The 19,563-nt window shown below is 63.4% G+C and carries 17 protein-coding genes and 2 pseudogenes; 5 read left to right on the plus strand and 14 right to left on the minus strand.

Annotation, left to right across the window (positions count from 1 at the left end; all coding sequences use genetic code 11):
- Positions 1 to 214, plus strand: a 214-nt coding sequence (locus GTY47_RS41320) for a hypothetical protein (RefSeq protein WP_010044148.1), incomplete at its 5' end; no start/stop codon positions are given.
- 142 nt (positions 215 to 356) lie between these two features.
- On the opposite strand, the gene GTY47_RS30000 is transcribed toward GTY47_RS41320, so the two are convergent.
- The 3 genes from GTY47_RS30000 to GTY47_RS30010 all read right to left on the minus strand — a co-directional run bounded on the left by GTY47_RS30000 (position 357) and on the right by GTY47_RS30010 (position 2,566).
- Entirely contained in the window at positions 357 to 1,130 is a 774-nt protein-coding gene (locus tag GTY47_RS30000) for an abortive infection family protein (RefSeq protein ID WP_234025778.1), read from the minus strand.
- Positions 1,131 to 1,436: 306 nt separating this feature from the next.
- Positions 1,437 to 1,829 carry a DUF6221 family protein gene (locus tag GTY47_RS30005; protein ID WP_102514825.1) on the minus strand — a complete coding sequence of 131 codons (393 nt, stop codon included), beginning with the start codon at positions 1,827 to 1,829 and terminating at the stop codon, positions 1,437 to 1,439.
- A 443-nt stretch (positions 1,830 to 2,272) separates the two neighbouring features.
- Positions 2,273 to 2,566 carry a hypothetical protein gene (locus GTY47_RS30010; RefSeq protein WP_029181469.1) on the minus strand — a complete coding sequence of 98 codons (294 nt, stop codon included), beginning with the start codon at positions 2,564 to 2,566 and terminating at the stop codon, positions 2,273 to 2,275.
- A 307-nt stretch (positions 2,567 to 2,873) separates the two neighbouring features.
- Between GTY47_RS30010 and GTY47_RS30015 the strand changes: the two genes are divergently transcribed.
- On the plus strand, positions 2,874 to 5,369 hold the full coding sequence (locus tag GTY47_RS30015; protein ID WP_010044157.1) for a DEAD/DEAH box helicase: 2,496 nt from the start codon (positions 2,874 to 2,876) through the stop codon (positions 5,367 to 5,369).
- Between the two features lie 170 nt (positions 5,370 to 5,539).
- Positions 5,540 to 5,770 (plus strand): hypothetical protein, encoded by a 231-nt coding sequence (locus GTY47_RS30020; protein ID WP_010044160.1) that lies wholly within the window; start codon positions 5,540 to 5,542, stop codon positions 5,768 to 5,770.
- 51 nt (positions 5,771 to 5,821) lie between these two features.
- On the opposite strand, the gene GTY47_RS30025 is transcribed toward GTY47_RS30020, so the two are convergent.
- From GTY47_RS30025 to GTY47_RS30035, 4 genes are all read right to left on the minus strand, one after another.
- A complete protein-coding gene (locus GTY47_RS30025; protein ID WP_010044162.1) occupies positions 5,822 to 7,285 on the minus strand; it encodes a UvrD-helicase domain-containing protein in 1,464 nt (487 codons plus the stop codon).
- 73 nt (positions 7,286 to 7,358) lie between these two features.
- Positions 7,359 to 7,832 carry a hypothetical protein gene (locus tag GTY47_RS30030; protein ID WP_010044163.1) on the minus strand — a complete coding sequence of 158 codons (474 nt, stop codon included), beginning with the start codon at positions 7,830 to 7,832 and terminating at the stop codon, positions 7,359 to 7,361.
- Positions 7,829 to 8,710 carry a DUF6083 domain-containing protein gene (locus tag GTY47_RS41325; RefSeq protein WP_078602916.1) on the minus strand — a complete coding sequence of 294 codons (882 nt, stop codon included), beginning with the start codon at positions 8,708 to 8,710 and terminating at the stop codon, positions 7,829 to 7,831. Before GTY47_RS41325 ends, GTY47_RS30030 begins: the two co-directional genes overlap by 4 nt.
- 160 nt (positions 8,711 to 8,870) lie before the next feature.
- A complete protein-coding gene (locus GTY47_RS30035) occupies positions 8,871 to 9,143 on the minus strand; it encodes a helix-turn-helix transcriptional regulator (protein WP_010044175.1) in 273 nt (90 codons plus the stop codon).
- Between the two features lie 619 nt (positions 9,144 to 9,762).
- Here GTY47_RS30035 and GTY47_RS41330 point away from each other — a divergent pair.
- Positions 9,763 to 10,353, plus strand: a complete 591-nt coding sequence (locus GTY47_RS41330) for a hypothetical protein (RefSeq protein WP_050810296.1) — start codon at positions 9,763 to 9,765, stop codon at positions 10,351 to 10,353.
- A gap of 528 nt (positions 10,354 to 10,881) precedes the next feature.
- Positions 10,882 to 11,199 (plus strand): annotated as a pseudogene (locus tag GTY47_RS41950) (transposase); the annotation flags it as partial.
- 27 nt (positions 11,200 to 11,226) lie between these two features.
- Here the strand turns inward: GTY47_RS41950 and GTY47_RS30050 are convergent.
- The 7 genes and pseudogenes from GTY47_RS30050 to GTY47_RS41335 form a co-directional block, all read right to left on the minus strand.
- Positions 11,227 to 12,570 carry a glycosyltransferase gene (locus tag GTY47_RS30050; protein WP_159399449.1) on the minus strand — a complete coding sequence of 448 codons (1,344 nt, stop codon included), beginning with the start codon at positions 12,568 to 12,570 and terminating at the stop codon, positions 11,227 to 11,229.
- A 443-nt stretch (positions 12,571 to 13,013) separates the two neighbouring features.
- Positions 13,014 to 14,024: a hypothetical protein gene (locus tag GTY47_RS30055; protein ID WP_158688443.1), complete on the minus strand. Its 1,011-nt coding sequence runs from the start codon at positions 14,022 to 14,024 to the stop codon at positions 13,014 to 13,016.
- Between the two features lie 254 nt (positions 14,025 to 14,278).
- Complete coding sequence (locus GTY47_RS30060; RefSeq protein ID WP_050810293.1) at positions 14,279 to 15,046, minus strand: ATP-binding cassette domain-containing protein; 768 nt, start codon at positions 15,044 to 15,046, stop codon at positions 14,279 to 14,281.
- A 74-nt stretch (positions 15,047 to 15,120) separates the two neighbouring features.
- Entirely contained in the window at positions 15,121 to 15,471 is a 351-nt protein-coding gene (locus GTY47_RS30065) for a hypothetical protein (RefSeq protein ID WP_158688444.1), read from the minus strand.
- Positions 15,472 to 16,319: 848 nt separating this feature from the next.
- The gene (locus GTY47_RS30070; RefSeq protein ID WP_158688445.1) at positions 16,320 to 17,597 is read right to left on the minus strand and encodes a hypothetical protein; all 1,278 of its coding nucleotides are present in this window, start codon (positions 17,595 to 17,597) and stop codon (positions 16,320 to 16,322) included.
- Positions 17,598 to 17,690: 93 nt separating this feature from the next.
- The gene (locus GTY47_RS30075) at positions 17,691 to 18,023 is read right to left on the minus strand and encodes a hypothetical protein (protein WP_158688446.1); all 333 of its coding nucleotides are present in this window, start codon (positions 18,021 to 18,023) and stop codon (positions 17,691 to 17,693) included.
- Positions 18,024 to 19,229: 1,206 nt separating this feature from the next.
- A pseudogene (locus GTY47_RS41335) lies at positions 19,230 to 19,563 on the minus strand (PadR family transcriptional regulator); the annotation flags it as partial.

Raw genomic sequence — 19,563 nt, forward strand, 5'->3', positions numbered from 1 at the left:
ATCAGTTAGCCACACCTCCGACCCAGCCACGGTGAGGAGTGAACTCTGGGAAGTCCTCCACCGCGCGATCCTCGACAACTCAAAGGAGGCCGTGCGGCTTCGGACTGAGATCTTCGTCGACATCTTGGCCCAACTGGCCGAGGGCGGTCCTGACGAGCAAATGCAAACGGCAGCGCAGCACCTCCGCGACCGGATCGCTCAGGCTCCCCGCTAGATGATTTATTCCAAGGGGTCAGTGATCGGGTCACACTTGGCCTGACGGCGGGATAAGGAAGCAACGCTAAGGTCCAGTTTCCCCCCGGGGCTCCTGATCGGCATGTCCGGGCCGAGGCGGGCCGAGGTGATCTGGACGTAGATCAGGTGGTGACCTTGCGCCACGGAGCGGCCGGGTCCGCCAGCGTGTCGAGAATCAGCTCGCACCAGGTCACGGCGGCGTTGACCGTCAGGCGGGCGTGGCGGACCCCTAGGCCGCTCGGGGCGCTCGCCTGGCCGTGTCCGCTGCCGAAGCCCTGGTTGCGCAGCTCGGCCACGCCGACGGCGATGTTGATCGCGCCGGACAGGACCTTCCTGATCGCTTTGCTTCCGTCGGGGCCTGCCGGCGCCGAGGCGGCATCGAGTTTCAGCGACTTCTGCACGGTGTTGATGAGGGAGGGCAGGGCCGCGTTGCTGTCGATCTCGATGGCCAACTCCCGGAGGGCGGTTTTCGCAGTCGCCTCGATGAGCTGCTTGGCCGCCCCGATCGCACCTGACGGGTCCGTTGTCAGGTCTCGCCGGATGCGCTCCAACTCGATCGTGATGCCGGAGGGGTCGCTCAGGTTGCTGAGGTCACGGGCCAGAACAGGCGGCGCCGCCCACGAGATCTTGCCGCTCTGGTCAAGCGAGAAGCCGTCCCTCTCCAGGCGAACGCGGATGTTCTCCAGCCACGTAGGGGTGTCCTGCTGCCCGGGGTCCCGGTAGGCACGGATGAAGTCCTCGAAGACGAGAAGAGCCCGCCGGACGTGGTCGGGGTCAGACCAGTCCACGCCTTCGGCATAGAGCATGAACTCGGTCCGCCGCTGACCTGAGTCCTGGTACTTCAACTGTTCAGGCGGGATGGGCGCGAATCCGTGATCCTCCCACAGCTCGGCCACGATCCGGAGCGTGAGGTCCGTGGCCAGAGCGCGGAAGGCGTTGCGGGTCGCGGGACTCACCAGCTCCCGGCGGGCAGTGACGGTCATGGACTGAAGATACGAGCGGATCCTGACAGCGTCATGACCTTTTACGACAACGTCTTTATCCGCGCTGAGCCGCCTGCGCGAGGTCTGTCTTCACACGGCGGAGCATCAGCAGAGCCTCAGGTTAAGGATCTCGGCGCACTCTAGGCCCCCTGCCCGCCGAGCATGTGGGCCCGCGGTACGCCTTCTGGCGCTCCCCAAAGTCAAAGCGATGTCTCCTAGTCAGCGGGTGCTGAGCTTGTCCCCACCGCGCTCGTTCTCGTGCACGTACTCGATCAATCCCCACTCAGGGTCGTAATCGGGGTGGTCGGCGTATGCCCAAACGAGTCTCTCGATCACCGGACTACGGAGAAACTCGGGAACAGCAGCGATCAAGTGCACGGCCCCCTTCTTCAAGACGGGTAGGCTCCTGGCATCCGCTTCCGCCTTCAATGCCGTCCCAAAGTTGCCCTCCACCCACGCCACGAGCTGGCGCTTGGCCTCGACGTCGGCGAGGACGCGGGCCTGCAACGTTTTCAGGTCCTGGCTCTTGCCGGGCTTCACTGCGCGAGCAGCCTTCTCGTCCTCGCGAAGCCGGGCCTTGAGGAACTGCATCGCGCCGTCGAAATTTCTCATCGCCTTGCCCCCCCTTGTTGGTGCGCTGATGGGTCATCATCCACCAGGCTGGTCGGTCCGCGCCGCGCCATGGCCCCCAGCGCCACTCGCGACGACCTTGCCACGATGCGCCGCCGCATCTCCGCGAGCATCTCAAGTGAGACGACTGCGGACGCCGAGGCATCCTGAGCTGGCCGTCGCTCCACCGTTTTCTCGACGAGGGTCTTCGGGGGTGGCCGGGACCGGGCCCGCCTCGGCCTTTTAAGCTTGGAGGTGCTCGTACAGGGCCATCTCGTCACCCCCCACCACGAGGGCCCTCCAGACCGCGTCAGCGTCCGCCGGGAGGAGTTCGCTGCCAGGAACTCGTCCCGCTTCGGGGAGGCCGCGCCGGCTCAGGACACGCCTCTCAGTCGGCCGCCCCGTGATCTGGTCCTCCGTCTCGCGGGGACGGCCGTGGCTTCCTCTCAGGCGCCCGGACGAATCCTGTTCTGGGTGAGACGGTCAATGACCTGAGTGGGAAGACACCCGTGTTCCGTCATCACCGATCGAACGTGCTGTCGCAGTGTCTGCTCTGCCTGGATTCCTGCCGCGCTGGTAAGTAGATCGCGCCAAACGATGGAGACGTCACCGGCGACCTGTTCGATGGTCTCGGTCGAGGCGAGGTAGACGTTGGCGTTCGCAGCCGGGGCGTGCTGCGGATCGACGGTGAGCCGGTCCGACACGATAATCGCCGGACTACCGGCGGGTGGGTGAACCATGGAACGATCCGCCGCCAACTGATCCTGGCTGTGAGTGCCAGCGACCAGGCAGAAGGAATGCATCAGGATGACGCGCAGCTGCTACGCCGCCGGATGCATGGGCGCCGGGCTGGGGGCCGCCGGTGCCGCAGCCCGGCCGGAGCTGGGCCGAACTGGTCGGCGGCCCGCTGGATCGGATCCCACGTATCGCAGCCAGGGACCTGGTGCAACCCAGATGTGAACACGCTGTTCTCTTCGCTACTGTCTGTCGCGGTGGCGCCCCGGGGGTGGGAGGCCCCGTTAGCGCCGGATTCCTCAGGGGGCTCATATGGTGATCGACTTCTCTTCCTTCGGATCGGGTTCCGCCCCGACGCCCACCGACCCCCGGGTGCTTTTTGACGCGCTGCCCGGGCGTGCTGCCCAGTACGAGTTCCTGCGTGACCCGCAGGGACAGGTACTCCAGGCGTGGTACGACCGGCGCTCGGAGAAGGACCTGGTCGTCAAGCTCAATACGGGCGGCGGCAAGACTCTGGTGGGGCTTCTGATCTGTCAGTCGAGTCTGAACGAGAGCGCCGGCCCGGTGCTGTATCTGGCCCCGGACCCCTATCTCGCCTCGCAGGCGATGGAGCAGGCCGTGGACCTCGGGCTGGAGGTGACCTCGGATCCCAAGTCCACCCGCTTCGCGAGCGGTGAGGCGATCTGCGTGCTCAGCCTACACCGGTTCGTCAACGGCAAGAGCGTCTTCGGGCTCCAGGGGGACGGACGCCCTGTCACCGACGTCGGCACGATCGTCGTCGACGACGCGCACGCGGCGCTGGCGACCGTGCGAGAGAAGTTCACCCTGTCGCTGTCGAGAGCCCGGCATGCCGAGGCGTTCACCGCACTGTTGGAGCTGTTCACCGATGACCTGCTCCAGCAGTCGGAGATCACCTACCTGGGCCTGACAACGCAGGACCCCTCGGCGGTCGCGCAGGTACCGTTCTGGGCCTGGACCCGCCGCATCAGTGACGTCAGCGCGATTCTGAACGGTTTGCGGGACGATGAGGACCTTCAGTGGTCCTGGCCCCTGGTCAAGGATGTACTGCCTGTCTGCCGAGCCGTCTTCACCGGAGAGGGGCTGGAAGTCCAACCGCCGTACCCGCCGATCGGCAAGATTGCCAGCTTCGCGCGGGCGAGGCGCCGGGTCCACCTGACCGCGACTCTGGCCGACGACAGCATCTTGGTCACCGACTTCGCGGCCGACCCGGCCACCGTGGGGACTCCGATCACCCCGGCGAGCGCCGGCTATCTCGGGGATCGCCTCATCCTCGCCCCCCAGGACATCAACCCGTCGGTCACCGACGCGGCTGTGCGGGCGATGGCCGCGAAGCTCGCCGAGCGGGTCAACGTCGTAGTCCTGGTGCCCTCCCACCGCAAGGCCGCCGCATGGGGGCCGTACGCGAAGATCACCGCTGCGGACTCCGAGCAGATCGGGTCCGCGGTCAAGGAACTGCGCAGTCGGCATGTCGGTTTGGTCGTGCTGATCAACAAGTACGACGGGATCGACCTGCCCCGCACAGCATGCGAAGTACTGGTCCTGGACGGTCTGCCGCAGGCTTATGGCGGCCTCACCCGCCGCGAGGCGATCGTCGTCGGCGATTCCGATGCGATGGTGAACCGGCAGTTGCAGCGCATCGAGCAGGGTATGGGCCGCGGAGTGCGTTCCGTCAATGACCACTGCGTCGTCCTGCTTATGGGACCGCACCTGTCGCAGCTGATCGCCTCACCCCGGTACCGGGCCCGGTTCAGCCCTGCCACCGTCGCCCAGATCGAGTTCTCCCGCAAGATCGCCTCGCATCTGGCCGGACAGCAGCTCGAGCAGATCGAAGGCGTGATCGCGCAGGTCTTGGGCCGTGACCCGGGCTGGGTCTCCGCCGCCCGCACCGCCCTGGCCGAGGTCACCTACCCTCAGAGCACCATCTCCAAGGTCGCCGCGCCCGCGCGTAGGGCCTTCGACCAAGCCGCGCTCGGCCAGTATTCGCAGGCCGTTACCCATATGAGCGAGGCGGTTGCCGCGGCCACTGACCCGGCCGAGCGCGGGTTCCTCCAGGAACAACTCGCTGCCTATCAGCATTTCACTGACGAGCCCAGGGCCCAGCAGACCCTGGTCAAGGCGCTGGTGCACAATCCTGAGCTGCTGCGACCGATCGACGGCGTCAAGGCCACCCGGATCAAGGCCACCGACACCCAGGCGGCACTCGCAGCCGCCTACCTGGCCGAGAAGTACAGCGACCGCAACGAGCTCCTGGTGGGCATCGACGTCCTACTCGACGAACTCACGTACCACCCGAACCCGAAGCGAGTCCCCATCTTCGAGCGGGCCCTGGAACGCCTTGGGTATCACCTCGGATTCGAGGCCCAGCGACCGGAGCGCACGACCGGCAACGGGCCGGACGTCCTGTGGGCGATCGGGGAGTTGAGGTACTTGGTTCTGGAAGCCAAGTCAGGGGCCACCTCTGACAAGATCTGGCGTAGTGACGTCGCGCAGCTGGCTCACTCCATGAGCTGGTTCCAGCAAACCTATGACCAGACCTGCACTGCCACCCCGGTACTGCTGCACCGCGTCAACACCCCGGAGAACAACGCCGTCGCCCCGCCCGGCACCCGCATCGTCACCGAGGACATGATGACGAAGCTGGGTGAGGCGCTGCGCAAGGCGACGCTCGCGCTCGCTGACGCGGATAACTGGAGTGATCCTAAAGCGGTGGCCGAACAGTTCACCGCCCACCGGCTCCTCGCCCAGGGCCTCGTCGAACGATTCAGCGTCAAGCCCCGCTCCTTCTGACCGTTGCGATTGCGGACCGGGCGGTGGCACGGGGTTCCGTCTTCGGGGCCCGACAAGCTGTGAGAGCGCTCTGACCTGTACGCGGAGTGGTTATCCACAGGACTGCACGTGACCAAGCCCCCCGGCTCGTACGGTATGGACCTCCCTGATCACGAGCACGGGGGTGCGCAGTGCCGTACGAGGTCGACCTGGCGGTCCGGGTGGAGGACGCCCTAGATGAGCTGCCACCGGAGGGGCGCAAGGAGGTGATGGAGACAATCGCCGCCGCGCTTCTGCGACCGGGTGAATGGCCGCAGCCCGGCGGCTGGCGCGCCACGCTGATCTTCGGTCCTCGCTCGTGGGTGTGGATCACCGCCTTCCTCGGTGGCATCGAAGTGATCGATATCGGCTGGGCAGGCTGAGCCCGGCAGGCGGCCTGAGGCACCGCGCTGCCAGTCGGTCTCTATGCGGGATCATCCGCCTTCTACCTGCTGGGCGGATGCAGTCCATGCCAGGCCGCCGAGGTCGAGTCGATTGCGGGCACGAGTGATGGCGACGTAGGCGAGACGGGCGTCCAAATCGCTCACTTCAGGGGGCTGGCTGGCTGCCGGAGCGCCGGGATCGGTGTCCTTCGGCTTGGGAAAGTCCTTGCCGATCCTCACCGCCGGCCATTCGCGGCCTTTGGCCTTGTGGGCGGTGGAGACGGTGACGTCGGCGTGCGTCTCCTCGGCGAGTTGCGACACAGCGGCGAGGATGGCGTCGGGGCCGTGGGTGTCGACGAGGTCGACGAAGGGCTGTAGGTCGCGGCCGGCCGGATCGTAGGCGGTGTAGTCCTGCAGGTCGCCCCAGGACGCGAACAGCACGAGTTCGGGGTGGTGAGTGCGGCGTCCTTCCTTCAGATCACGGGCAGCGAGAGCGAGTTGTGCCAACTGCTGGCCTCCGCGTGTGAGGGCGACGCGGTGTCCTTCGCCGAGCAAGTGCATGACCTCCGTCATCGCGCCGATGTTGGTTCGGCACAGCACCGCGTCGGGGTGCTCGACGCTGCTCACCTCAGCGGGAATGCTGGTGGTCCCCGTCAGGCGGATGGGGGCGTCGGCGAGTGCGAGCCACCGGTTGGCCTCGTCGGCGATCTGCGGCCCGAACCGGAACGAGCGGGTGAGGGTCAGCTGCTCGGCGTCAAAGCCGGTCATCACGTCGGTTGCGCCCCGCCAGCCGTAGATGGCCTGTGCCGAGTCGCCGACCATGACGAGCTGAGCGTGGTCTCGCTGGGCGATGAACACTCGCTCCAGAACTGGATTGGTGTCCTGGGCCTCGTCGAGGAAGAGGAAGTCGGCTTCGATCTTCGGGCCGGTCAGCGCCCACATCTTGAGGTAGTGGTCGTGCTCGAAGCGGACGATGCCGTGGTCGGGGCGTTGCAGGTCTGCCCACGCCTTGGCCGCGAAGGGGAGCACGAGCTCGGCGAACTGCCGGTGGTCTGCGGGTCTGTCGAGGCCCCGCACACGCGGCACGTGGTGGTGCGTCAGAGTGGCGTCGGCTGAGTGGCAGAAGCGGGTGATGGTGCGCAGCACGTTGTGGGACAGGGTTCTCTGACTGATCTCGTAATCGGCGATCCGCAGGGAGCGCAGGATGCCGAGGGCCTGGCCGATCTTCCAAGCCGGCTGGCGGGGGCTGTTGAGCCGGTCGGCGTAGCGGTGGCCGAGTGCGGCGAAGGCGGTAGCGTGGGCGGTGCGGCACTGCACCGTGGACGGGAAGCGGGCCGCGGCGTCGCGCGCGATGTCCTTGTTGAAGGCCAGGTAACGGCCTCGGCGTTTAGTGCTGGCGGCGAGCAGGCACAGCGTGCTGGTCTTCCCTGTTCCGGCTCCGGCCTGCAGCGCGAGGTGCTGGCCGGAGCGGAAGGAGTCCGCCGCGTGGACCTGTTCGGGGGTGGGAGTGTGCAACTGGACTCCGTGGGATGGAAACGGCCAGACCCAGGGCATCTGATGATGGGGATGCCGGGAAACGACGGATGGTTCACCCGGGCGGGCGCGCCTGGAAAAGACGGGCTGCGGCGCAGGCTAGGACTTCTTCCGGGGTGTGGTGGGTGAGCAGGCTGCGCAGCCGCGACTCGAGACGCTGGTGCCGCTCGCGCTGCTCTCGCGCAAGGCCGACGGTGATCCGCTCGCTCAGGACTTCCCCGGCGCGCGCACCGCTGGTGGCCGCCTCCTGGCGAATCTGTGCGTTGGCGCGGCGGCTGAGGACGACGTTGAGCAGGACCCGGCCGTGGCGGTCGGGGTAGTGCGTGCTGAGCACGTCGATCGGCAGGGCCGAGTCCAGCCGACGCCGCAGCCGGTGCAAGGCGCGGCCCGCGCTCTTGCCGCTCTGCACCGTCATCAACCGGGTGCGGTCCGCGTTTGCGGCGAACGTCACGCAGCAGCGGGCGCGGTGAAGCTCCCGCGCGGAGGCGGGCCGGGTCAGGACGACCTCGACGGCGTACTGATGCGTCACGACTGGGCCTGCCGTGGAGCGGGGCCGCCGGGACGACGTCCGTGTGAGGGCAGGCGGGTGCGGATGTGTTCGTGGTGCCGAAGCGGATCGAAGGGCTCCCAGTCCGCAACGGCGAGGTCACCCGCCGCAGGGGCGGCGGCATGCTGGTCACACCGCTGGGCACGCCACCGCAGCTGTTCCTGGTAGGGCAATGCGGACAGGCTGTAGACGGCCATGACATCCGACGGCAGGGCGAGCTGGCCTTGGGGGGCGCTCACTGGCACCAGGGCCCACACACCGTGCAGAGAGCTGGGGCCGAGAACCTTGGCGGTGCAGCGGCCACGGCGCAGCGTCTGGGCGACGCACTGGATTTCGTCGACGGGGCGGGAGGCCAGGTAACGGACGAACAGCAGCTGCGCGACAGGCCGAGCCGGTTGGCAGACGGCCTGGCCCGGCTGCGGACTGCTGGCTGGCGCGCCTGGCGGAGCGAGGCCTCCGGCGTCGATCAGACGGCGTGTGCGCAGGGCGAGAGACCGGCGTAGCCCGGACAGCTGTGGCGCGGCAGGCGGCGCCGGGCGGCCGGGGCACAGCAGCGCGTGCGCAAGCCGGCACCAGCCGCTCCCGTCACCTGCGGGATGGGCGATACCGCGGCTGACGTGCCAGCGGCAGGACTCTGGCACCCGGGCCGCAGGCACTTCGTGCGGATGCAGCTGCACCGGGCGGTCGTCGGCGCGCAGGTACCACTCGACCGGATTGCCGCACGCGCGGCAGGAGGCAGCCTGGCCGCAACGCAGCAGCCGGCTGGCGCTGTCGGGATTGATACGCAGGGACCGCCGCCGACGCGCGCTCGCTCGACTGCCGTCCCAGCACCATGGAGAAGGAGAAGGTGAGGAGCACATGCGGGCGAACCTGCCAGCCGACACGCCGCACCGGCGGTACCCGGCCCGGATGGTCCCCCAGGTAGAGCAGAACGGGGCGACAGGAGTGCGAACGACTGCTCGCGCATTCGATATGGCGTTGCCGGATGGGGTGAATCGCCGCCGGTGCTGGCGGCCCGGATCAGATGTCGGAGCTGGCGTCCGCCCCGGGCAGGTCGTGCTCGTGGCAAAGGGTGGCGAAGAGGTCGTCGAACGGTGTGTCCAGGGCGTGTGCGAGGGCGTGCCACGTCTTGAGGGTGCCGATGGTGCGGCCCTGCTCGATCTCGATCACGGTGCGCCTGGCCAGGCCGCTGCGGGCGGCGAGCTCGTCGTAACTCCACCCGCGTTCAGCCCGCAGGCGCCCCAGCTCCAGCCGGAGCGCGTTGAGGTCCGGATCGGGCGGCAAGATCGTCACCCGACCATCCGACGGTGCAGACCCCTGCCCTGTCAGTGCAGACCTCTGCCCTATTTGCCTCAGTGGCTCCACCGACAGCAGGGCAGGGGTCTGCACTACGGTGTCGGCCGTCCCCGCCGTACGACGCGGGAGGGCTGGCGCCGGACAAGGAAGGGAAGGACATACGCTCATGAAGCTGCGCACCGTGTGTCCACAGGCGCCGCGGACCTGGACGGTGGAATTGAGATGCCAGACCGGCGGGATCGTCCTCGTCTGCCAGCACTGTCCCCAGGACGGCCAGCGGGTCACCGCGGAGTCCGCCCGCTCGGCGGCCCTCGCCCACCTCGCCCGGCACGCCCGCGGCGATCTCCGGGCGCACCACCTGCGCATCTGCCAGTGCCATGAACGCGGATGCCGCTGGCACCGCCGCCACCGCGGGTGCGCCGGCCCCATCCGCCTGCTCCTAGCCTGCGAACGCGGCGGACGCATCTGGCGCCTCGCTGACGCCTGCGGCGCCTGCGCCGCGGCCACCGCCCAGGCCGCCATCGTGCCCGACACCATGCTTGCCGTACCGGCGCACCCGCCCTCCGCGCGACCGCGTCACTCCCGGCGACCCAGGGGACCGGGAGAACGCGTCCGCGTGAGCGAGATCCTCAGCTATCTGGCCGCGGCCCTGCCCGCTGAAGTCTCGGCCGGGGCGAGGCTCCTCGCCCTGCAGTGCGCGCTGCGCATGAACGTGTATATGCAGGTCCAACTCCCCGCAGGGTTGCTGCGCGGTCTACGTATCGACGCCAGGGAGACCTGCTACGAGTTGGAGCGGGCACGGTGGCTGAACGTGGTGAACGGCCCCGGAGCCGGCGGGGTCGCTGCGAAGCTTCGGGATGCCGCGCTGCTCGCCCAGTCACCCGCCCGCCCCGACCGACGGCGCGCCGCCGACTGGGCACTGCGCACCGGACGCCCTGCCCGCACGGGGGAGGCCGAGCACCGGCTGTGGCTGCTGCGCGTGTACCTCGCGGCGCACAGTCATCCGTCTTCGGGAGAAGGGCTGAGTGAATGCGACCGGATCATCCGCGACTGTGGTCTGCACGATCAGGGGTTCCACAGCGCGCTGACGCGTCTGACGGCGACCGGCATCGTAGAGGAGTGGCGGATCTGTCCGAACTCAGGGGACGTGCGCTGGAGGCTTGCGTCGGGGCACTCGCGGGGGGCGTCTTACGGACCGTGGGTGTGATGCTGGTGAGTTCGCGGGAGAGGTCAAGTCCGTCGTTGGGTCGATGAGAGGCGATAGAACCCGGTGATGGGGCATGCGCCGGACGCCGGGCGGTGGACAGGCGGGTTCAGTGAGGACCCGAACACACACCGGCAACCTGCGTAACCGGTGAAATGACGCGCTGGACACTCCACTTCTTCCGCCCACTACAACCGAAGGGTGGGGCGGCGGAAGCTACGCCGACGAGCCGCCGTTCTGACACCGATGGCCAGCGCGCACAGCCGAAGCCGACCCGCATGATGCGGTTCGGCTTCGGTGTTCCTGCAAGTGACGCATCACTGGTATCGGCATAGCTGTGACGCGGCGAGCTCTCCGTGCAGTACCGCATGCTCTCCGGAAGTCGCAGTTCCGTATATGGCCGCCCCGACCAGGCGGCATACTCTGGTACGGCCGACCTGCCGTTTGCGCCTGATGCGTGCCGGCCTCGCCCGGGTAAGGCCGCCGACTGCGGAGGCTGGCGGGCCCTGCCGCCTGTCCGCCTTTGCAAAGCCCCAGGCGGCTGATCGGTGGACCTATCTGATCATCTGCGGTCCATCAACTCCGTCCCGCCCGGCCGCTGGTCGCGGATCTGCGCCGTCCATGTGAGAAGCCGGTCGAGTCCAGCCGCTCACCCCCGCACGATTCGCCGGGGGTTCAGAAACCTGCGACCGGACCTGGCCTGTCCGGCCCGTGCGCCGAAACTCAACCGTCCGGCCCCGGCAGGCCACTCCCTCGAAGAACTGGCGTCCCGCCGCCCGCAACGACATGGGCAAAACGGCCAGGCGACCTGAGTCCATCGCCGAACGTGGCCAGTCAGACCATAAATAAACAAGCTGAGGGAGAAGTGCGGCGGCCTCACTCAGACAAGGTAATCACAGTGGCTGTACCCAGAGACCCCTTGGTCGGGATGCGAACAATCGTAGTGTCTCGACCATCTATCAATGCGCTAAGGCTCGCCGGTCCTGGTTGAAGTCGTCCGCGCTCGAATAGCACCAGACTCACCCTCACGTCGGATCTAGATGCCATTTCCCTGTACTGTGCATAGGTGACGGCATCGCAACCGGAATACCAGCCCATTTCAGGCTCATATCCCGAGACCAGCAAGCATGGATCAGCGCTGGACATCTGCTGGGCGACCGGAACGGTGGACTCACTCAATTTTGTCGGGCCAGGTATTGCCCCGTAGGCCACAACCTGTGAAGTCCCAAGAATCGTGAGCAGCGAAACGGCAGCTGTGAAAGTAAGAGGAATGTCAGCCAGCTGTTTGGAAATGTCAGCGAGCCGCTGCACGCCTAGAAATGAGAGCAAAACAACCGATAGAAAGACAAACCTGGGCTCCCCATCCGTGGCAAGGCCGAGTATCACAAAAATCAGTACAGCAGTAGCGCCAAGGAATACTCGCCGGCGATCCTCAATGGAAGGCCCATTAGAGGAACTAGCTCGTTTCCGTATGAGCAACTTCGTAGCGGCGCCTGCAGTGAAGAGGCCACAGATCATGATGACCGCTCCAAGGTCGCCAGCCAAACGGTACGGAAATATGGCGAGGTAGTAAACCAATCCGTCCCCGACGTATGAACGGTTAGCTTGAGAAGTCGCCGAAAGTACTATACCTAAAGGCCACCCGGAAACTTTCGCCGCGTAAACAAAATGAGGGACCAGTCCTGCCAGTAGCACGACGACCGCAATGGCCATCCGCCATCCTTGCGCTATCCAGGACCGAATGCCATATGAAAATGCTGCAGCTACAGATATGGCAAGAAGATTTCCAACGATCCCATATCGCAAGTAGAATGCAGCGAGAGCAATGAATGGAGCCGCAAGCAGTGCGCGAGATTTCGGCTTTTCCTGTGCCCTCGCAAGCAGGAAAACGAATATCAGAAGCAATCCCGTAGCGCCGATGTCATTCAGGAATTCTGGCATGCGGCGCAGGAAACCAAGTCCACTCAATATGACTACGGTCGTTACTACAGCCCGCCGAGGAGTGGACCAGCAACTACACACCACGTAGATAGTCAGAAGGGTGAAGAGGCTGAGTAGCAACGCAACTGCTCGCAGCGCCCCAACATCATGGTGAATGGCAAGCGCTATCGCTCCCAGAAAGGGAAGACCGACAGGGCGATATATCCCCCATCCGGCATCAGGGCTTCCATCAAGCCAAGAGCGAGCCTTATTTGCATAGACGGCTTCTTCATGCCCCATGTACGGCTCTTTATCTTGAAGAGCCCACCAAACGCACGTTGCTACCACCAATACACCGAAGGCGTAGAGTGGTGGTGGAACGCGAAGGATACTGGCACGGATACGAACCCATGGTCGAATATGGATGTCCGGGGTCGCTAAGTCGCGCCACGCGAGTGCCCAAGCAATGGCCGCAGGCAACAGGAAGGGCCACGGTTGCCAGCCGGGAAGCCACCCTCCAAGCCCCACAATTAGCAAGATCTGCTGCATGATAGCTGCGACCGTAAGACAGGCAGCTATCATCAGCCACTTACTATAACTAAGTCGCACCTGCTTGTTGGAGACGTCAGACAAGGAGATTGCCTCCTGTTGAGGGTGGCTAACCCTTCGAAACCTTACAAGTGAAGATCAGGCAATGGAAGTTGCGGGAACGCAAACCGTCGCATCGGGAAGGCGGCCTGAGCCTACTGGCATGGAAGGTTATGAATGACCTTCAGCTGCTTATCAACCCAACTCGCTTGTTCGCCTTCCGAAGCTTGAACAATCCGCTGCGGTTCAGAGAGTTGAGCGTCACTCAGAGTACTGTTGATGCTCAACTTGCTTGACCCCATTAGGCGGAACTCTAGCCACAAGTCAAGTTGCAGGATGGCGTCGCTGTACTTCTGCGCAGATACCCGCGACCGCTCTTCACACTTGTCTGTGATCGAACGCTGAATCACAACACCGGCGAAGTTCGGTGCAGCAAACCACAGTTGCCCTTCGGAGAATGAAAAATCGATAGGGATATAGCGGGGGTCAGGGCGCAACCCGCTTTGATAGAAGGTGTCCGGCAAGTTCAGCCACTTCTGAGGAACAGCATCCAGTCGCTCGGCCATAGCCGTGAGTTCTGGAAGATACTTTCGATCTTCGGGCCAGATACACACGCGTGGACTACTCGTCGAGCAGAGAGGACTATCTGTAGCCGCCCGGTCCACGCGGATGGGCCCAGCAAAGATCAGAGAACTGAAGGCAACCAAAACTGCAAAACCTGCGCAACTCGCGGCAACTCTGGCGCCGAACGTCTGTGGCCAGCGAAACCGCTGACGCTTCTGGCGATCAGGGAGAACGATTGCCGCAAACAGCAAAGCGGTGGCCAGAGAAATGCGAGCTACCAGTGGCCAGGTATTGACTACGACATTAGGTTCACCCGAAAGAACAAACAGACCCAAACCTCTCGGGCTGCCAATTGCCCCGATAGCGACGAAACAACCGAGGGCGCAGATCACGGGAGCCATAAAGATCGAGCGCGACCAACGTCCCACCAGATGGCCTAATGCGGCACAAAGCGTAATGACAGAAAATCCTAGAAGAAGATAACTAGGCCACAGAAACCCAGGGCCGGCCGTTGGTACGCTCACAATCGCAGCGGCAACCGCACCAAGGGTGTAGGCCAGCAACCCATATGTGAGCGTCGCTGCGAACTGCACAGCCTCCATATGCCAGCTTGTACGAGCTGCGGCATAACGCTGCTCCCACACGCCCCGCTGCAGTGACCTACTAACGGCCCATGCTGCTGCTCCAGCAAAGGCTGGAGCGAAGAAGATTGCGGGAATCTGAGCGGCTGCACTGGCCTGTGGCCACACTCCGATCCAATAATGGCTCCTCCCAAAGACGGCTGCTAGGTCAACTAGGACCAAAAGGGGGAGGCAGAGGAGCAATGGCGAGCGGCGAAGTTCAATGAGATAGATTTTCACGCTACCGGCATCCCGTTCGAGTTCAGAACGGTCATGTACCCGCGTTCCAATGCGCTGTCGCCAGGAGCGTCGGGATTGGCTAGTGCGACGAGTTCGTCAGGAACACCGCGAAACAGGAAACGGCCATCACTCATTACCGCGGTGTCGTCGCAGATCGCTGCTACGTCCTCTACCAGGTGAGTACTGAGTACGATAGCCGTGTCCTGCAGAGAGCGGATGAGTCCTCTGAATTCAAGGCGCTGTGCCGGGTCGAGGCCCACCGTGGGCTCATCGAGCAATACCAGCTTCGGCGATCCCACGATTGCAGTGGCGATTCCTGCACGCCTGAGCATCCCGCCAGAAAGGGACTTCATCTTTGCCTTTGATTGCTTCTCAAGGCCTACCGAAGCTACGGCATGGCGAGTTGCTGCGTCTGCTTCTTTCTTAGGTACCTCGCGAAGCCATGCACAGTAGCGGACGAAGTCATACACCGAGAAGTTGGGGTAGTAACCGAAGTCCTGAGGAAGGTAGCCAATATCACGGCGCACGCGTCGTGCAGTGGACTCGGACTCCACGGATTGGCCGAGTACTTCAATTCTGCCGGCGACGGGGGGTGCCACTGAAGCCAGGGTTCGAAGCAACGTGGTCTTGCCCGCTCCATTGGGCCCCAGTAATCCCAGAACCCCCGTGGAGATTTCGATATCAAGCCCGTCGATGACAGGGCGCTGACCATAGCCCTGAACCAGACCAGACGCCCGGGCAACGATCTCCACTACCGTCTCCATCCAACAGAGAGTAGGCGCCCCCGACCTTCGGGCCGAGGACGCCGCTGACTACCGCTCTTTCTACACCATCCGAGCTAGTTGGAGTAGAAGACCGAGGCGGAATTTACCTTGAAGGTGCATTCGTCCGCATCGAACTTTCCACTGTACCCTCTGGAGAGCTCTATCCACTTGCCGTAGTAGTTAGGCTCGTTGTTGCAGCCGCCAAACAGCTGGAAGTCACCAGCTCGGGTCACGGACGAGCAGTAGCCATGGAAGGATGTGGTGTACCAGTACCCTCTGCATCCATTCGTCCAGTTCGGCTCGTTAGCCGCGTTCGCCATGGGAGACGCCGTAAGTACTGCCATCGAGGCCAGGGCTCCGATGGCCACGGCCCCTCCGATTTTTGAGGAGATGCGCCTCAGTACCGGAGTCTTGATGTTCTCCACTGTTAACCTTCCTTCTGGGATTCGACCGGAGAATGGGAGGTGCACATCTAGGCCGTTCACGCATTCTATTTCATGCGAACCAGCGCTTGGTGCGTAATTGAGTCCCCCCACCGAAGAGCTTAATTCACATGAGGCGCATTCAGCTACAACCTCATCGAAAATTTTTCAGTGACTTAAGACAGAGGATCTCTTAACGATTGCGAGAAACAGGGAATTTAGTCGAGGTGCGTGGCCTAGCGAAGTGGCGAAGTCGGTAGCCGTGCCAACGTGTGTACTGCAGAGCAGAGATGCCTATCCCCAGGCTAAGTGGGACCAATCCCCAACTAGGCATATCTCCAGGAGGGCGAGAAGTCCAGTCCCACCAGTAGACGTGACCCAAAGGACCAGATCCATAATAGATGAGGGGAAAGATCGTAGAAACTGGAAGAACCCAGGACAGCTTCCAACCTAGGAGCCGGCCCGATATGAGGGCAATGCCAATCCAGACAAGTAGCGACCGGACTGACCGCATGGCTGACTCTTGACTGTAGAAGATAAGCTCAGAAGCGCCAACGACAGCGGTTACTAGTATTGCCGTCACTGCCAAGTACCGTTTAGTCATGCGATGAAGTGAATCGCCGCCCATAGCCTCGAACATAGCCATGGCGCTGTGCAGGCTCCCCACGATAAGTGACGCGTAGATCACTGGCACGACACGGCGAAAGGGGATGTCGACGACGCCCCACGCTGATGGAAGGCTCATCTGTGCAGCGCCAAATAGAGAATTAGCTACGACCGCCAGGGCAATAGCCAGCCCTAGGGCGCGTACTCTATGAGTGGCCAGATATGCCTTTTCGGGGCTAATTGCACTAGTCACAAGAAGTCTTTCGGGTGGCTCGGAGCCTGTTATCCACCCAGGTCTTTTGCTCTGCTTCAGTGGCAGCCGCAACCCGGGAGAGCATGTTGTAGTCTACGCCCGGTGGGCCACCGTATATGCCGCGCCTTGGCTGGTTGTTGTTGGCCCGAACCTCAAGCCATGCCTCAAGCTCTCGTATAGCCAAGCCTACTGCTTCGTCCTCAGGGCACTGGACGTGGAGTGACAACTCCATGACAGATCCGGCCATATTGGGCGAGACGAACCAGAAATTCCCTTCGAGGACCTCAAAGTCGTTCGCTGTCTTTTCTGAAGGTTTGCGTAGCCCGCGCTCATACATGGCGCGGGGAACGGTTATCCAGTCTTGGGGGATTTCGTCTAACCTTTGTGCCATTGCGGCCAGCTCGTTTAAGTACTTTTTATCTTCCGGCCATACGCAGACCTTTGGTGCCCCTTGCGAGCAGAGTGGGTCGACGGACGCCGATCTTGGGGCTTGGATGGGGCCTGACATCGAAATGAGCACCATAGTTGTTATTACGGCTCCGACAAACCCCATGCCGATTACTAGGCGTTGATCCCCTTTGGGTGACCAAAGCGTCGTGGGCTTGAACAAGGAGGGCGCTAACACGGCGATCGCGACGAGAACGGCAGCCAACACAATGCGTGGCGCCAGGGCCTTTGAGGGTACTTCGTAAGCCGGAGAGCCTGAAAGGACGAATAGGCCCAGTGATTTTCCCAGGCTTCCGAGCCCAACAAAGGTGGCCAAGCCACAAATAACAGGTGCCGCAAAAGGTGAATTAGTCAGCCGTCCTACTATGTGTCCGACGGCAGCACAGGCCGTTATCGTGGCGGCCCCCAACAGTAGGTAGCTTGGCCACAGGAATCCGCGGCCGGCGTCAGGAAAGGTGACTAGGGCTGCCGCTACTATTCCGATAGTATATACGGCTATACCATGAGTCAACGTGGCGAGGAAGTGGATCAGGTCCAACTTCCACAAGGGCTGAGCTGAGTTTCTTCTCTGCTCTAGCATGCCAGTTCTAAGGCTCCTGTTTACGGACCATGCGGCTGCGGCTGAAAAGGCTGGAGCGAAGAATATGGCTGGTATCTGAGCCGCCGCGCTGGCTTGAGGCCAGACGCCGATCCACCACTGGCTACGTCCGAAGACAGATGCGAACTCAACGAGAAGCAATAAAGGAAGGCACCAGACCAGTGGAGAGCGTCTTACCTCAATCCAGTAGACCTTCATAATCCCTACTGCTGCCGGAGATATCATGTTCTGTTCAACTAGGGCGGGTGCCAGTGAACCCTTGGCAGTGGCACCCGCCTATAGTCAGCGGTTCCTGAATTGCGGGTTGCGCCTTTTTGCCTAGTTGGTGTAGAGCACCTTGCCGCTGTTCACCTTGAATATGCAGGCGCCGGTGGTCCATTGCCCGATGTAACCCTTGTACAGGTAGTACCAGCCGGTCCAGATGTCCGGCTCGTTATTGCAGTCAGCGTGGACCTGGTAGTCGCCGGCCACAGCGGCCCTTTCACACTTTCCCCAGAAGCTGGTGCTGCCCCAACCGGACCAGCAGTTGTTCACCTTGCCGCTGCTTCCGCTTGCTGTGGCAGTCGGTGCGTTCAAACCGATGGCAGCGAGTCCGAGAATGCCGATACTGACGGCCTTGGCCACATTGGTTCTGAATGCCTTCTGTTTCATCCTAACCTTTCTCTGGTCGCGGGAATGAGGGGATGGCGCAATTTTGCCGGAGGCCGTTCCCCCTCTTGTGTGGCTCCTCACTCTTTGCTTCGAACTCCAGTCCAAGGCATTGAGCGCTCAGGAGGTTATGTGAGACGTGTAAAAGATGTCAATGAACCTCAACCGAGTAGTGACGATTTTGTGTCAACCTCACGGTGTCATCATCGTGTCGACCCTGGGAGAATGAGCCGGAAGCAAGCCTTCCCGTTCCTTGTTTCGTACAGATAACGCTTTCGGTGTCCGATTTATCCGCCCGCTTGGATGTCGACATCCAATGTGCAGGCGTCCCTGTCGGTGGACCTTGCAGCTCGCTACCGATCTGGCTGAAATTGAGCCATCTCAGGGCCTACTCGGCTGACGGAGAGACGTGAGGCCGTAGCAAGGCAACCGGTCTGGGGATTGAGCTGAGGCGCACGGCGTCGGTGGGTCGTCGAGTTAGAGCTTCGCCGTGAGGATGCGCAAGGAAGTGGGCGGGCGAGCATGCATCACATGGCGAATACCCTCAAATGTCGCCGAGCGTGAACGGCCACTGTTGAGGACATAAGTCCGGGGAAGCGGCTTGTATGACTGCGTCTTCGCGGTGTAGTGCGTGGGCGATGAGGCTGTCGGACAGGGTTTCGCACTCAGGTGGTCCCACGAGGGCAGCAGAGCCGGCGCGTTGTAGTTCTTGCCTGGGTTTTCGTAGGAGCCGCTGCCCGGAGGAGGAAGTGCCCTGGTTTGGTACCGCCGTCGCGGCTTCGGAAGTGTTGGTCTCGCCGAGGACGCGGCCAGGTTGTAGCGCAGGTGAGTGGGCTAGGACCTGGTCCGGGAAGGCGAGCTGTAGGTGCTGCGTCCGCTGTCGCCGTCCGGTGCCAGGGTCTGGGTCAGGTCGTCCAGCTCAGTGGACATCCCAGTCAGTACGGGCCCGGACAGCAGAGTCCGGTCCTATCGCCGGCGTCGGTGTCTGCGGGATTCGCGCCGGGATAGGCCAGGCTGGCTGGGAGTGCAGGGCATAGTCCAGTCGCCCTGGAAGGCATAACAGGTCAGTGGCAGGGCTGCCATCTCCGGGTGGTCGATGGTTGCTCCGGTGACGCTCGAATGGACGATGGCTTCATGGTTGGTCAGCGGCGACCAAGCCAGCTCATGGCGATGTGCGAGAAGAGCCGGTGCTCGATTGTTCCAAGCTCCTGCTGTGTCGACCTCCGCGGTCAGGGCGGTGAGCCAGGCCGTTGTGGTGTTCACCCATCGGAGGTCGGCGTCGAGGTGGTTGAGGGCGTAGTCCGCGGAGAGCACGGTCGCCAGGTCCGCGCCCTTGGCGGCCTTGACTGCGGTGAGCTCCCGCATCCGCTCCATGTGGGCGGCGCGCTGGGCGCTCAGGTACGCGGCCGGGTCGCCGCCCGAGAGGATCGCCACGACGACCTTGGCTAAGATCTCGTTCGCCACGACGGGCGCTGGCGGCGTGATCTCCCCGGCCCAGCGGGACAGTTCACGTGTCCCCTCGTCCGTGGCGCGGTACTTCGTC

Source organism: Streptomyces sp. SID5464 (assembly GCF_009862985.1).
GTDB lineage: Bacteria > Actinomycetota > Actinomycetes > Streptomycetales > Streptomycetaceae > Streptomyces > Streptomyces chartreusis_D.

Bases quoted from the DNA above. Each gene is read 5' to 3' on its own strand.
- GTY47_RS30005 (WP_102514825.1), bottom strand. From the start codon at position 1,829: ATGAGAAATTTCGACGGCGCGATGCAGTTCCTCAAGGCCCGGCTTCGC.
- GTY47_RS30010 (WP_029181469.1), bottom strand. From the start codon at position 2,566: ATGGTTCACCCACCCGCCGGTAGTCCGGCGATTATCGTGTCGGACCGG.
- GTY47_RS30015 (WP_010044157.1), top strand. From the start codon at position 2,874: ATGGTGATCGACTTCTCTTCCTTCGGATCGGGTTCCGCCCCGACGCCC.
- GTY47_RS41325 (WP_078602916.1), bottom strand. From the start codon at position 8,710: ATGTGCTCCTCACCTTCTCCTTCTCCATGGTGCTGGGACGGCAGTCGA.
- GTY47_RS30050 (WP_159399449.1), bottom strand. From the start codon at position 12,570: ATGGGGCATGAAGAAGCCGTCTATGCAAATAAGGCTCGCTCTTGGCTT.
- GTY47_RS30055 (WP_158688443.1), bottom strand. From the start codon at position 14,024: ATGGAGGCTGTGCAGTTCGCAGCGACGCTCACATATGGGTTGCTGGCC.
- GTY47_RS30060 (WP_050810293.1), bottom strand. From the start codon at position 15,046: ATGGAGACGGTAGTGGAGATCGTTGCCCGGGCGTCTGGTCTGGTTCAG.
- GTY47_RS30070 (WP_158688445.1), bottom strand. From the start codon at position 17,597: ATGATATCTCCGGCAGCAGTAGGGATTATGAAGGTCTACTGGATTGAG.
- GTY47_RS30075 (WP_158688446.1), bottom strand. From the start codon at position 18,023: ATGAAACAGAAGGCATTCAGAACCAATGTGGCCAAGGCCGTCAGTATC.